The following is a 13266-nucleotide window of genomic DNA, read 5'->3' as shown; positions in this document are numbered from 1 at the left end:
CTGACAACCAAAAGGCGCCACTCCCGCGGGGGGAATGGCGCCTTTTGTATCGTCCAGATCATGCGGGCCTTGCGGCCCGCATGGCCAGATCACTTCGCGGCGGTCAGAACCTTCACTTCATCGACGCTCTCGATGAAGCGCTTGTTCAGCACGTCGAAGGCTTCGCCCTGCGACTTCTGGGCCAGTTCCGAAAGCTCGCGGACATTGCTGACCGCCTTCTCGACCGCGGCCTTCATGACCTCGGCCTGCTTCTCGGTCTTGGCCTCGACGGAGCCGGCGTTCATCACCTCCTGCGTGGCCTTCCAGGCCTCTTCAAACGAGGTGCGCGCAACTTCGGCCTGACGCTTCGCCAGGGCCTGGAAGCCCTCGGCCATCAGCTTGTTCGCCTGGGCGACGGCTTCGTAATTGCGGCGCGCAGTGCCCATCATGGCTTCCATGTCGACAGTCGGCATGGCCATGGCGGGCATCTTGAACTCGCCGAACATCTTGGTGTAGTCGATCGCGTTGAACTTATTGTCGGCCATCTGGAAAACCTCCGTTCGCCTCTGCGACCGATGGCATGGCTGGCATCCGGTCGCGAGCACCACAGCGTCGGGGTTTATGCTGCGGTGCAAAATCCTAGAGGCATATATGCTATAACGAGGCCGGGAGGTCAAGGTCGTTTTTGCATTGCACAAAAATGGCTGCGCGAGCATAGCGGCCGTCATGGACACTCGTTGGTTGGGTGTTTTCGGCGAAGACCGTGGCTGCAATCCGCGCAACCCGCTGGTCAGGTCGCCGCAGGCGCGGGGTCGCCGGACGGTGCCGGCGGATCGCGCGGATCGGCCAGCGGCCCGTCGGGCGCCATACCCGCCCGCGCCGTCTTGTCACGCCGCCCCCAGCGAGAACCACGCTGTGTAAAGTGCTTGGCCGCCCGGGACCAGCGCCCGGCACGGTCGAGCAAGCCATCGAGCGTCTTCATCGTCCGGGCCTTGTCGTCGGTGTCATCCTTCAACCACGCCCGCAAGGTCGCCAGATAAATCGCCGCCAGCGCCTGTCTGCGGGCAAGCCCGCTCAAACCCCGCGCCTCGATACCGGCGGCAGCCGCCAACCAGCCCATGCTGCGTTGCAGGCGCATCCCCTGCCCGCAGATCAGATCCAGTGCCGGAATGCCGCGTTCGGCCCGATCGGCCAGCCGCCGCAAGGCCGGCCGATGGGGTTCCAGGGCATCCAGCCGCGCCATGATCAGGGCCAGAAGCCGGTCCTTGACCGGCTGTTCGGCAAAGGCGTCCGGCTCGTCATCGGCTTCCGCCAGCATCGCCCTGTCGATCCGGCGGCTGAAGGCGTCGAGGATGTCGGACACCGACCCCACATGGCTCGACAGCGCCGCCAGACTCATCCCGGCCTCATCGGCGATGGCGGTCAGCGTCAGCCCGTCCCAGCCGTCGATGGCGGCACGATTGAGGGCGGCGTCGATGATCGCGCCGATGCTGTCGCCACCCCCGGCGTTCTCTTCACGTCCGGCTGCGGCGGTATCGTTATGTCCCGGCATGTTCCGTCCTCCGTGAAATGGTCGCCGTCATGTCCGACCGCAAAGCGTCGACCGCCATTTGCGGCCGAAGACAGGCGGGCTCTGGTTGAAAGATGGGGGCGCGGATGCGACATGCGAGTCTCGGAAATTCGGACCGGTTCAGTGCGGATTAAGCGTTCCAACCGGACACAAGGTATGGAATCCTGTATCTTCACAAGGTTGCGAAGGCCGTGAGAGTCTGGAGGGACGTCATGATCGACCGGCTGACCAGAAATATGCGTGGCGCCGTGCGCAGCCAGGACCGCGGCGACACCCGGTATTATTCCTCGGTGCAGCGCCAGCCGCTTCTGACGCGCGAGGAAGAGGTGTCGCTGGCGGCGCGTGTCCAGGCCGGCGACAAGGCCGCGGCCGAGATCCTGGTCCGCAGCCATCTGCGTCTGGTGATCAAGGTGGCGTCGCGTTATCGCAATTACGGCCTGCCGATGAATGAGCTGGTCCAGGAAGGGTCGCTCGGCCTGATGCAGGCGGTGGAGCGGTTCGATCCGGAGCGCGGCGTGCGGCTGGCCACTTATGCCATGTGGTGGATCAAGGCCGCGATCCAGGACTATATCCTGCGGTCCTGGTCGATGGTCCGCATCGGCACGACGGCCGCGCAGAAGGCCCTGTTCTTCAACCTGCGCAAGCTGAAGGCCAAGCTGCGGCGCAGCGACGAGACCCGCATGGGCGAGACGCTGGACCCCACGGATGTCGGCCAGATCGCCACCACGCTGGGCGTGCGCGACCGTGACGTCCGGCTGATGGAGATGCGGATGTCGGGTGGCGATCAGTCGCTGAACGCACCGATGTCGGCCGATAGCGGCGATGAATGGCTGGACCAGCTGGCCGACGACAAGCCCGACCAGGAAGAGCTGCTGGTCGAGAAGGATCTGGCGTCGTTCCGCACCCGGATGATCCGCGGCGCGCTGGATGCGCTGAATGCCCGCGAGCGGCTGATCATCACCCGCCGCCATCTGGCAGAAGCCTCGGCGACCCTGGAGGCGCTGGGCTCGGAACTGGGCATCTCGAAGGAACGCGTCCGCCAGATCGAAAGCCGCGCGATGCGCAAACTGGCCGATCTGGTGGAGCCGCAGTTGCGCAAGGCACTGGGCAGCCGCGCAAACGGCCCGGCCACACCCAGCCTGACCTGACATCCATATCGTCACAGCGCCTGAACAAGAAAGGCCGCCCGATCGGGGCGGCCTTTCTGTATGGTGACCGGATCAGGCAGCGCCGATCAGCGCAGAGCGGCGGCGATGTTGCCGCCATCCACCGTGGTGACCGAGCCGGTGGTCCTGGTGGCCAGCGCCAGATCCAGGAAGGCCTGGGCCACATCGGCCGCGGTCACTTCGCGGCCAAGCAGGTTGCCGCCCATATAGTCGGCTTCCGACAACCCCCGCGCCTTCGATCGCGCCGCCACCATCTTGTCGGTCAGCAGACCCGATCGCACCCGGTCGGCATTGACCGCATTGGAGCGGATGCCGTCGCGGCCATGATCGAGCGCGTATTGCCGCGACAAAAACAGCGTCGCGGCCTTGGGCAGACCATAGGGCCCGAAATCCGGCCCCGGATTGATCGCCTGTTTCGAGGTGTTGAACAGCAGTTGGCCGCCGAAGCCCTGGGCCTTCATCACCGCCACCGCCGCCTGGGCGGCACGCTGATGGCCATAGAAATTCAGCTCGAAGCTCTGGCGCAGGACATCTTCCTCGACCTCGCCGATCCGGCCCTGCCAGGCGGCGCCGGCATTGCTGACCAGGATGTCGAGCCCGCCGAATGCCGCCACCACCGCGTCCATGGCGGCAGCGACCGAGGCCGGATCGGTAACGTCGCAGCCGATGCCGATCCCGCCCAGCGGCTTCGCCACGCCGGCTGCCGCCGCCGCATCCAGATCGAGCACGGCCACCTCGGCACCCGCCGCCGCGAAAGCGCGCGCGCAGGCGGCACCGATGCCGCCGGCGCCACCGGTGACGGCGACGATCCGCCGCTGCAATGGCTTTTCAGCCCCCTTGCCCAGCTTCGCCTGTTCCAGCGACCAGTATTCCACATCGAACAGGTCAGGCTCGGGGATGCTCTCGAACCGGCCGACGCCCTCGGCATCGGTGATCACCTCGATCGCCGCTTCATAGACATCGGCGGCGATCCGAGCCTCTTTCATCGACTTGCCCAGGGCGAACAGGCCAAGGCCGCGCACGACGATCAGCCGCGGCATCGGATCCAGTTCGGTCTTCACCCCGTCCAGACGCTGATTGTTGCGATTGAAATAGTCATGATACCGCGCGACATAGGCATCGAGCGCCGTTTCAGCCGACGCCCGGAACGCCGCCAGTTCGCCCGCGACCGGCGCGGGCAGCACCAGCGGCGCCGGCTTGGTGCGGATCACATGATCGGGGGTGGCCACGCCCGAATTGGCGATCCGGTCCAGATCGGCGCTGTTGGCGAAGGCCAGCACGGCCTCGGTCGCGCGATGCTCCAGCACGAAGGGCCTGCGGCCACCCTCGGCCTTCACATCCGGCAATGCCGTCAAGCCGCGCAGGATCGGCGCCACCGCCGCCGCACCCGCGACCGGCCCGGGCAGAGCCACCTGAACCAGCGTGCGGCGGCCCTGCCGCAGCCGCTCTTCGGCCATCGAGACGAACTCGATCATCAGATCATAGGCGGTGCGGCCATCGTCGTTGAAGCTGAAGATGCCATGCTTCAGCAGCACCATGCCCTCGACATCCGGCGTCTCGCGCACGATCCGCGCCGCGGTCTTGGCCAGCAGGAAACCGGGCATGATATAGGGCACATAGGCCAGCCGCCGGCCATAGAGGTCACGGACGATCTGCTCGCCATCCGGCTGATCGGTCAGCGACAACACCGCATTCGCATGGGTGTGATCGATGAATTTATGCGGCAGGAAAGCGTGCAGCAGGGTCTCGATCGACGGGTTCGGTGCCGCCGCATCCAGCAGATTGAGCCGCTGAAAATTGACCATATCCTCGTCGGCCAGCGCCTCCAGCGCCTCCAGCCGGCGCAGCGGCAGAAGCCGCACCGCCGGCAGGCCGGCCGGCTCGATCACGCCCATGTCCCAGCCGCTGCCCTTCACGCACAGCACATCGACCATCTCGCCCAGCGTATCGGTCATGGCGGTCTTGACCGAGGTGTTGCCGCCGCCATGAAGCACCAGCCGCGGCTCCGATCCCAACAGCCGGGTGGTATAGACCCTCAGCGCCAGATCCTCGTTGATGCCCTGGTCGACATATCGGGCCACCATGGCCGCGGCGTCCGCATCTGCCCAGCGGTTGCGCATCGCTTGAACTCACCTCGATTGTTGGTCGCGGCCGGGGCCGGGCCCCGGCCTCTGGGGACACGCGCCGGCCTTACTCGGCGGCGGCGCGCTCAGGATAAAGGCCGCGCAGGCCCTCGCCACTGGCGACACAGACCCCGCGCTCGGTGATCAGCCCCGTGACCAGCCGGCCCGGGGTGACGTCGAAAGCCGGGTTGGCCGCGGCACTGCCCTCGATCACCGTCACATCGGCGACGGCACCATCCGGCAGCCGCCCGCGCACCTGCGTCACCTCGGTCGGGGAGCGCTCCTCGATCGGGATGTCGCGCACGCCATCGGCCACCCGCCAGTCGATGGTCGGATAGGGCAGCGCCACATAGAACGGCACGCCATTGTCGAACGCGGCCAGCGCCTTCAGATAAGTGCCGATCTTATTGCAGACATCGCCATTCGCCGCCACCCGGTCGGTGCCGACAATGCACATGTCGACCTGACCGTGCTGCATCAGATGGCCGCCGGCATTGTCGGCGATCACCGTGTGCGGCACGCCCGCCTCGCGCAGTTCCCAGGCGGTCAGATAGGCGCCCTGGCTGCGCGGCCGGGTCTCGTCCACCCAGACATGCACCGGCAGGCCGCGGGCATGGGCCATGAAGATGCCGGCCAGCGCCGTGCCCCAGCCCACCGTCGCCAGGAAGCCGGCATTGCAATGGGTCAGGATGTTCACCGGCCGGTTGCCGCCCACCGCCTTGTGGCGGGTCTCGATCAGCCCGAAGGCGTTCTCGCCGATCGCCCGGTTGATGGCCACATCCTCGTCCGCGATCTCGCGGGCACGGGCATACGCCGCGTCGACACGTGCCGTCGGCGCCAGTCCGGCCACCCGCGCCCGCACATCGTCCAGCGCCCAGCGCAGGTTGATCGCCGTCGGGCGCGTGGCGTGCAGCCGGTCATAGGCCGCGGCCAGCCCGGTATCGGAGGCATCCTCGGCCAGGGCCAGCGCCAGGCCATAGGCGCCCACGGCACCGATCAGCGGCGCACCGCGCACCAGCATGTCGCGGATCGCGATCTCGGCATCGGTCGACGTCTTCAGGGCGACGTTGACGGTTTCGAACGGCAACCGGGTCTGGTCCAGGATGCCGACGGTGCGGCCGTCCGGCTCAAGCCAGACGGTGCGGTGGGTAAAGCGGCTGTCATCCATGGGGCAGGCTCCGCTGTGGCGCGTGAAACGGATGAAACGGACAAGACCGGCTGCGGTCAGGCACCATTGGCGGTCAGGCACCATTGGCGGTCAGGCGCCAAGCACCCGGCCGGCGACCGCGTCGAGCTTGGCGAGCAGGGCCGGATCCCGCTTCTCGGGCGCGGTGATCAGCGCATAATCCAGGGCGGTGTGGCAGCCGGCATGGCAGGTCTCGCGGCGCGCGCCCAGCAGCGGCGCCACCTCGCGCACCAGCGTGCGGGCATTGTCGGCATTGCCCAGCAGCACTTTGATCACCTGATCGACCGTCACCTTGTCGTGTTCAGGATGCCAGCTATCGAAATCGGTCACCATGGCGACGGTCGCATAACAAAGTTCGGCCTCGCGGGCGAGTTTCGCCTCGGGCATGTTGGTCATGCCGATCACGCTGGCGCCCCAACTGCGATAGAGCCTCGATTCCGCCAGTGTGGAGAATTGCGGCCCTTCCATCGCGATATAGGTGCCGCCGCGATGCATCGACAGGCCGATGCGGGCACCGGCCGCCTCGACCGCATCCCCCATGCGCGGACAGACCGGGTGGCCGACCGACACATGGGCAACACAGCCCTTGGTGAAGAAGCTCTTCTCGCGCGCGAAGGTGCGATCGATGAAATCGTCGACGATCACGAAGGTACCGGGCGCCAGATCCTCTTTCAGCGAGCCGACAGCCGACACCGACAGGATCTCGGTCACCCCCGCGCGCTTCATCGCATCGATATTGGCGCGGTAGTTCAGGTCCGACGGCGCATGAACATGGCCGCGCCCGTGGCGGGGCAGGAAGACCAGTTGCAGATCACCCAGCCGGCCGAACATCAGCTCGTCGGACGGGTCGCCGAATGGCGAGTTGATCCGGCGCCAGCCGATATCCGACAGGCCCGGAATATCATAGACGCCACTGCCGCCGATGATGCCGATCACGGGCCGGCCATCCGCCCCCAAACCGATCGTCGATGCCATCCGTCCTCGTCTCCTCTGATCGGGCCGATTGATCGGCCTCTCCCCCCGCGCGCCAGGTTCCCGCCCGCCAGGTTCCCCGCCCGCCTGGGTCCCTGCGCACCCGGCCCGCCGCTGGCGGCCATCACCCCTGGCCGCTCGCATTGTGCGTGGTTCGGAGGGAATTTTCTACCCTGCGTTAAGTTCGATCGCGCCAATGCATCGCATCTGCATCCACCGCATCATGCCACCTGAACGGAAACGGGGCCGCCCCTGATCTCAAGGGCGGCCCCGCGTCTGGTCGGACAGTCAGGATCGATCGGCCGCAATCAGTGAATGCGGGCCCAGATCCGGCGCTTGACCACATAGAACAGGATGGTCAGGGCCAGCAGGAACAGGATCGACTTGATACCCATCTGCTTGCGCTCTTCCATCTTCGGCTCGGCGAGCCAGGTCAGGAAGACCGAGACGTCATGCGACATCTGCTGAACGGTGGCCGGCGTATTGTCGCCATAAGGCACCATGTCGTTCGCCAGCGGCGGCGGCATGCCGATCATATGGCCGGGGAAGTACTTGTTGTAATAGAGGCCCGGACGAACCTCGACGCCTGCCGGCGGCTCTTCATAGCCGGTGAGAACCGCGTAGACATAGTGCTCGCCACCCAGGCGGGCCTTGGCCAGCAGCGACAGGTCCGGCGGCAGCGCGCCACCATTCGACGCCCGGGCCTGGTTGTCATTGGCATAGGGGCTGGGCCAGGCATCCGACGCGGCGGCCGGGCGCTGGAACATGTCGCCATTGCCGTCCGGGCCGTCTTCGACCTGCTTCTTCGCCGCGATCGCCTTGATCTCGTCCTCGTTATAGCCGAGGTCGGCAAGGTTGCGGAAGGTCAGGTACTTGGCCGAATGGCAGGCCGAGCAGACCTGCTCGAACACCTGGAAGCCGCGCTGTGCGGCCGCCCGGTCATAGCTGCCGAACACGCCTTCATGGCTGAACGACACGTCGGGCAGGGCTTCGGTGGGGCCGGCGGCGTGGGCGGAGCCCGCCACGCCAGCCAGCAGCCCGAGACCCGCAAGAGTGCTGAGGATCGCCTTGCGCATCACGCCTTCTCCATCGCACGGTCACCAAGCACCGCCTGGGCAATGCTCTCCGGCAGCGGCCGCGGCCGTTCGAACCAGCCGAGCAAGGGCAGCAGCACCAGGAAGTGGAGGAAGTACCAAGCGGTCGCAAGCCGGCCAATCACCACCGCCAAGCCTTCCGCGGGCTGGCCACCGGCCCAGCCGAGAAGGGCGATGTCGATCACCAGGAACAGATAGAAGATCTTGAAGACCGGACGGAACTTGGCGCTGCGGACCCGCGAGGTATCGAGCCAGGGCAGAAGGAACAGCACGAAGATCGAGGCGAACATCAGCAGCACACCGCCAAGCTTGCTCGGAACAGCGCGCAAGATGGCGTAGAACGGCAGGAAGTACCATTCCGGCACAATATGCGCCGGCGTCACCAGCGGATTCGCGGGGATGTAGTTGTCCGGCTCGCCAAAGAAATTTGGCGCGAAGAACAGGAACACCGCGAACACGATGAAGAACACGCCAAGGCCAAACAGATCCTTGATCGTGTAATACGGATGGAAGGGGATGACGTCCTTCTTGGTCTTCTTGTCGATACCCAGCGGGTTGTTCGACCCATGGGTATGCAGAGCCGCGAGATGCAGCACCACGACACCGACGATCACGAAGGGCAGCAGATAGTGCAGGCTGAAGAACCGGTTCAGGGTCGGGTTGGCAACCGAGAAGCCACCCCACAGCCAGGTCACGATGCTCTCACCCACCAGCGGGATGGCCGAGAACAGGTTGGTGATGACGGTGGCACCCCAGAAGCTCATCTGGCCCCAGGGCAGCACATAGCCCATGAACGCGGTGGCCATCATCAGCAGCAGGATGATCACGCCCAGCCACCACAGAATTTCGCGCGGCGCCTTGTACGATCCATAGTACAGGCCGCGGAAAATGTGGATGTAGACGACGATGAAGAACATCGATGCGCCGTTGGCATGCGCATAGCGCAGCAGCCAGCCGAAATTCACGTCGCGCATGATGCGTTCGACGCTGTCGAACGCCATGTCGACATGGGCGGTGTACGACATCGCCAGCACGATACCGGTCACGATCTGGAGAACCAGAGCGATGCCGGCCAGCGAGCCGAAGTTCCACCAGTAGTTCAGATTCCTCGGCGCCGGGTACTCGATCAAGTGTTCCCGTGCGAAGGAGATGATCGGCAAACGGTGGTCGATCCAGTTCGACACACGGCTGCCGGTCGAGGGACTGCTCATCGCCCTACCCCAACCTTGTTCTTGGTTACCCGATGCGGATGGTGCTGTCGTCGAGGAACACGTATTCCGGGACGAGCAGGTTCAGAGGCGCAGGCCCGCGGCGGATACGACCCGACGTGTCGTAATGCGAGCCATGGCACGGGCAGAACCAGCCATCGTAATCGCCCTGATAGCCGAGGGGCACGCAACCAAGATGGGTGCATACGCCAACGACGATCAGCCATTCCGGCTTTTCGACGCGGTCCGCATCTGTCTGAGGGTCGGGCAGATCCGAGAGGGGGACCGACCGTGCCTCCTCGATTTCCTTCTCGGTCCGGTGCCGGACAAACACCGGCTTGCCGCGCCAGGTGATGGTCACGGACTGGCCGGCCTCGATCTGCGAGATATTCACCTCGGTCGATGCCAGCGCCAGAACGTCTGCCGCCGGATTCATGCTGTCGATGAGCGGCCAGACCAGCGCTGCGGCACCCACCGCAGCGCCGCCGCCAGCCAGCAGCATCAGGAAGTCGCGGCGCGTGGCTCCGTCACCATGTTCGTGGTGGCCGCCGGATGGCACCGTGTTCGCCATGTCGCAAACCTTTCGTCGCTCTCACACCTTCATCGGGCGCAAGCCTCGGTCTCGCCTGCGGTCGAACGGGATCCGGCCGAATGCCGCAAACTTCCGTCGCCGACGTTCCCTTAACACAAGGGTACGTCGATCTACACGGATACTGTCTGCGGTACCCGGACAGGTGGATGCGTCAGGTTGTCGCAGGGCCGGGTTGCGGCCGTTGCGAGCCTCGACATTCTTGATCCTCTCGTCCCGCCCGATCGCGACCGCCGCTCCGGTCCCGATGCCTGCCAGAGACAGCCACCGGGCCGACGGGCCGCCGCCGCGTCGCAAGGGGTATACCGAAAAACGCCCCCTTTGCAAAGGGTGGCGCCCCATCCCATGTTACAAGGCCGTGATTGACACGTCGCGGATCTCTTGCGCCACCCCCGATGCCGAGGGTTCCACCCGCATGCGCCTTGCTCTGTTCGAACCCGATATTCCCGGAAATGCCGGCACCTGCATCAGGCTCGGCGCCTGTCTGGGGCTGGCCGTCGACATCATCGAGCCCTGCGGCTTCATAGTGTCGGACACGCGGATGAAACGCGCCGGTATGGATTACGCGGCGCGCGCGGCCGTGCACCGCCATGCGAGCTGGGTGCATTTCCAGGACGAGCGCCGCCAGGGCCGGCTGCCCGGACGTCTGGTGCTGCTGACCACGGCAGGCGCCCTGCCCCATACCGAGGCCGTCTTCCGCGCCGACGACATCCTGATGGTCGGCCGCGAAAGCGCCGGCGTGCCCGACCATGTCCATCAGGCGGCCGATCTGCGGGTGCGGATTCCGTTGCGGCCGGGGTTTCGATCGCTGAATGTCGCGGTCGCCGCATCCATGGTATTGGGAGAGGCGTTGCGCCAGACCGGCGGCTTCGATGCCGATGGCGCGATACCGGCCCAGCCCTGAGGAGACGACCTGATGAGCTTCGACGCCCGCGCCGCCCTTGAGGCCCGCGCCCGCACGGCACCGGCGGAGGATGCGGCCACCGCCGCCAGCCGCCGCGCCGCTGCCAGCACCTGGTTCCGGGATCTGCGCGACCGGATGTGCGCGGCGTTCGAGGCGATCGAGGATGATTATGCGGGGCCGATGAACGCCGCCATGGCCGCCGGCCGCTTCACCCGCAGCACCTGGGACCGCCCCGGCGGCGGCGGCGGCGAGATGTCGGTGATGCGCGGCCGGGTGTTCGAGAAGGTCGGCGTGAACATCTCGGTCGTCCATGGCAGCTTTTCGCCCGACTTCGCCAAGGCGATCCCCGGCGCCGATCGCGCGCCCGCCGAGGGGGGCGCCAATGGTGCCGGCGCGCAGTTCTGGGCCGCGGGGATTTCGCTGGTCGCTCATATGTGGTCGCCGCATGTGCCCGCCGCCCATATGAACACCCGCCATATCCGCACCACACTGGGCTGGTTCGGCGGCGGCGGCGACCTGAACCCGATCACCCCCCACGCGCCCGATACCGAGCGGTTCCACGGCGCCTTCAAGGCCGCCTGCGACGCCCATGATCCGGCCTATTATCCGCGCTTCAAGGCCTGGTGCGACGACTATTTCGACCTGCCCCACCGGGGCGAGAAGCGTGGCGTCGGCGGGATTTTCTATGACTATCTGGACAGCGGCGACTGGGCGCGCGACTTCGCCTTCACCCGCGATGTCGGCACCGCCTTCCTGAGCGTGTTTCCGGCGATCATCCGCCAGCATATGAACCGCCCCTGGACCGAGGCCGAGCGCGAGCATCAGTTGATCCGCCGCGGCCGCTATGCCGAATTCAACCTGCTTTATGATCGCGGCACCCAGTTCGGCCTGAAGACCGGCGGCCATACCGAGGCGATCCTGATGTCGATGCCGCCCGCGGCGAAATGGCCCTGAGCCCTCAACGGGATGGCGTGTCGGAGGGGTGGCGTTCGGTGATCGCCGGGGCTGCGGCGGGCACACGTCGCCCCAGCCACAGCCCCGCCAGCAGCACCGCCAGCGCCACGCCGCCGGCCACCATCAGCAGCCCGTTCATCGACATCAGATCCATGGCGACACCCGCCGCCGCCGGCCCCGCGAAGCCGCCCATGGTGTAGGCGAAGGCGATCGCGGTCATCGCCGCACTCATGTGATCGTCGTCGACACGGGCACCGGCCTCGATCACCGCCAGGGTGTTCATGCCGCCGACGGCGCCGCCCCACAGAAACACCAGCAGCCAGGGCAGCCCCGCCCAGGGCCATGGCCCCAGCGGGTCGACCAGCGGCAGCAGGGCCGCCCCCAGCACCGCCAGCGCGGCACAGCCGAGCTGGGCGCCGCGAAACCCCAGCCGGTCGGCCACCAGCCCCAGCGGCATCTGCAGAACGGTGCCGCCGGTGCCGAAGGCCGTGGCGAACAGGGGTGCCGCCACGATGCCCAGCCCCGCCGCCGCCGCATAGAGCGGCAGCAGCGCGATCGAGGCGGTTTCCGCCACCCCGCAGGCGAAGGCACCAAGCAGCGCCACCGGCAACAGCCGGATCAGGCCCATTCCGGCCCCCCGCCCGGCCGGCGGCACACCGGGCCTGCCGTTCAGCCCCATCCGGGCCAGCAGCGCCAGCGGCACCAGCCCCGCCGCCACCAGCAGGCCGGCCGCCAGGAACGGCACCACCCCGTCATGGCCGGTCAGCGCGATCAGCGCCGGCCCCAGGGCAATGCCCAGCCCCATCAGGGTTTCATGGCTGCCGATCGCCCGGCCACGGATGGCATCATCGGCGATGCGCACGATCCAGGTGTCGCAGGCGATCCAGCGCAGGATCAGGCCCAGCCCGGCCAGCCCGTTCAGGGCCATCAGCCCCAGAGGATCATCGACCACAGCCATGCCACCCAGCGCCAGCAGCGTCAGCGCGATGGCGATCAGGCAGGTGCCGGCCAAGCCCAACCGGTGGATGATCCGTGGCACGAAGCGCGACACCAGCAGGATCACGGCCCAAGGTGCCGCCGCAACCAGACCGATCAGGCTGGCATCGACGCCGCGCCCGTCCAGTGACAGCGCCAGCAACGGCGCGATCGTACCGATCTGAACGATCTGCGCCAGAACCGACAGCAGGTTGACCGCGACCAGCCCTGCCAACCGGCGGTTGCGGCTGGCGAGAGATGGCGGGGTGGATGGCGGAGCGGGCGACGTTCCGGGTGACGGCATGTGCGGCTCAGACGGCGGGGAGGACATCGGCGGCCGGCTCCGACAGAGGGGGGGGCGCCACAGGCGGCGGCCTGCAAGCACCGGATGCGTCATGGCTCGGTCATCAACTTATAATTTTATTTTGACCGATGATATTTTCCGAATAGTATATATCTCACAAGGCAGGGCGATACAACATCTCGCACACAACCTGCCTGGACAAGGGAGCGCCGGGACCAACCCGCCCCAGACCACGCGCTATC

At 66.6% G+C, this 13266-nt stretch carries 12 protein-coding genes; 3 read left to right on the top strand and 9 right to left on the bottom strand.

The window, feature by feature from the left end; all coding sequences use genetic code 11:
* Nucleotides 1-89 precede the first annotated feature (89 nt).
* Nucleotides 90-524 (bottom strand): phasin family protein, encoded by a 435-nt coding sequence (locus tag WG924_RS17015; protein WP_188574055.1) that lies wholly within the window; start codon nucleotides 522-524, stop codon nucleotides 90-92.
* A gap of 245 nt (nucleotides 525-769) precedes the next feature.
* Complete coding sequence (locus tag WG924_RS17010) at nucleotides 770-1531, bottom strand: TetR/AcrR family transcriptional regulator (RefSeq protein WP_345934296.1); 762 nt, start codon at nucleotides 1529-1531, stop codon at nucleotides 770-772.
* 230 nt (nucleotides 1532-1761) lie between these two features.
* Here WG924_RS17010 and WG924_RS17005 point away from each other — a divergent pair, with 230 nt between their 5' ends.
* Nucleotides 1762-2697, top strand: a complete 936-nt coding sequence (locus tag WG924_RS17005; protein ID WP_345934295.1) for an RNA polymerase factor sigma-32 — start codon at nucleotides 1762-1764, stop codon at nucleotides 2695-2697.
* Nucleotides 2698-2783: 86 nt separating this feature from the next.
* Here WG924_RS17005 and WG924_RS17000 read toward each other — a convergent pair whose 3' ends face one another.
* The 6 genes from WG924_RS17000 to petA form a co-directional block, all read right to left on the bottom strand.
* Nucleotides 2784-4835 carry a bifunctional aldolase/short-chain dehydrogenase gene (locus WG924_RS17000; RefSeq protein WP_345934294.1) on the bottom strand — a complete coding sequence of 684 codons (2052 nt, stop codon included), beginning with the start codon at nucleotides 4833-4835 and terminating at the stop codon, nucleotides 2784-2786.
* A gap of 70 nt (nucleotides 4836-4905) precedes the next feature.
* Nucleotides 4906-6006, bottom strand: coding sequence for an S-methyl-5-thioribose-1-phosphate isomerase (gene mtnA / locus WG924_RS16995; protein WP_345934293.1), 1101 nt, complete (start codon nucleotides 6004-6006; stop codon nucleotides 4906-4908).
* Nucleotides 6007-6096: 90 nt separating this feature from the next.
* On the bottom strand, nucleotides 6097-6999 hold the full coding sequence (locus tag WG924_RS16990; RefSeq protein ID WP_345934292.1) for an S-methyl-5'-thioadenosine phosphorylase: 903 nt from the start codon (nucleotides 6997-6999) through the stop codon (nucleotides 6097-6099).
* Between the two features lie 305 nt (nucleotides 7000-7304).
* Nucleotides 7305-8072: a cytochrome c1 gene (locus WG924_RS16985; RefSeq protein WP_345934291.1), complete on the bottom strand. Its 768-nt coding sequence runs from the start codon at nucleotides 8070-8072 to the stop codon at nucleotides 7305-7307.
* On the bottom strand, nucleotides 8072-9301 hold the full coding sequence (locus tag WG924_RS16980; protein WP_345934290.1) for a cytochrome b: 1230 nt from the start codon (nucleotides 9299-9301) through the stop codon (nucleotides 8072-8074). The genes WG924_RS16985 and WG924_RS16980 overlap by 1 nt, the downstream gene beginning before the upstream one ends.
* Before the next feature lie 25 nt (nucleotides 9302-9326).
* Nucleotides 9327-9869 (bottom strand): ubiquinol-cytochrome c reductase iron-sulfur subunit, encoded by a 543-nt coding sequence (gene petA, locus WG924_RS16975; protein WP_188574047.1) that lies wholly within the window; start codon nucleotides 9867-9869, stop codon nucleotides 9327-9329.
* 433 nt (nucleotides 9870-10302) lie between these two features.
* Between petA and WG924_RS16970 the strand changes: the two genes are divergently transcribed.
* Both WG924_RS16970 and hemF read left to right on the top strand, forming a co-directional pair.
* On the top strand, nucleotides 10303-10791 hold the full coding sequence (locus tag WG924_RS16970; protein WP_345934289.1) for a tRNA (cytidine(34)-2'-O)-methyltransferase: 489 nt from the start codon (nucleotides 10303-10305) through the stop codon (nucleotides 10789-10791).
* Nucleotides 10792-10803: 12 nt separating this feature from the next.
* A complete protein-coding gene (gene hemF, locus WG924_RS16965; RefSeq protein ID WP_345934288.1) occupies nucleotides 10804-11745 on the top strand; it encodes an oxygen-dependent coproporphyrinogen oxidase in 942 nt (313 codons plus the stop codon).
* Nucleotides 11746-11749: 4 nt separating this feature from the next.
* On the opposite strand, the gene WG924_RS16960 is transcribed toward hemF, so the two are convergent.
* Nucleotides 11750-13024: an MFS transporter gene (locus WG924_RS16960; RefSeq protein ID WP_345934287.1), complete on the bottom strand. Its 1275-nt coding sequence runs from the start codon at nucleotides 13022-13024 to the stop codon at nucleotides 11750-11752.
* Nucleotides 13025-13266: the final 242 nt, after the last annotated feature.

Origin of the sequence: Tistrella arctica (assembly GCF_039630945.1) — a bacterium.
GTDB classification, from domain to species: Bacteria; Pseudomonadota; Alphaproteobacteria; order Tistrellales; family Tistrellaceae; genus Tistrella; species Tistrella bauzanensis.
Note: the sequence above shows the minus strand (reverse complement) of the source record. Positions and strands in the feature narration are given on the sequence as shown.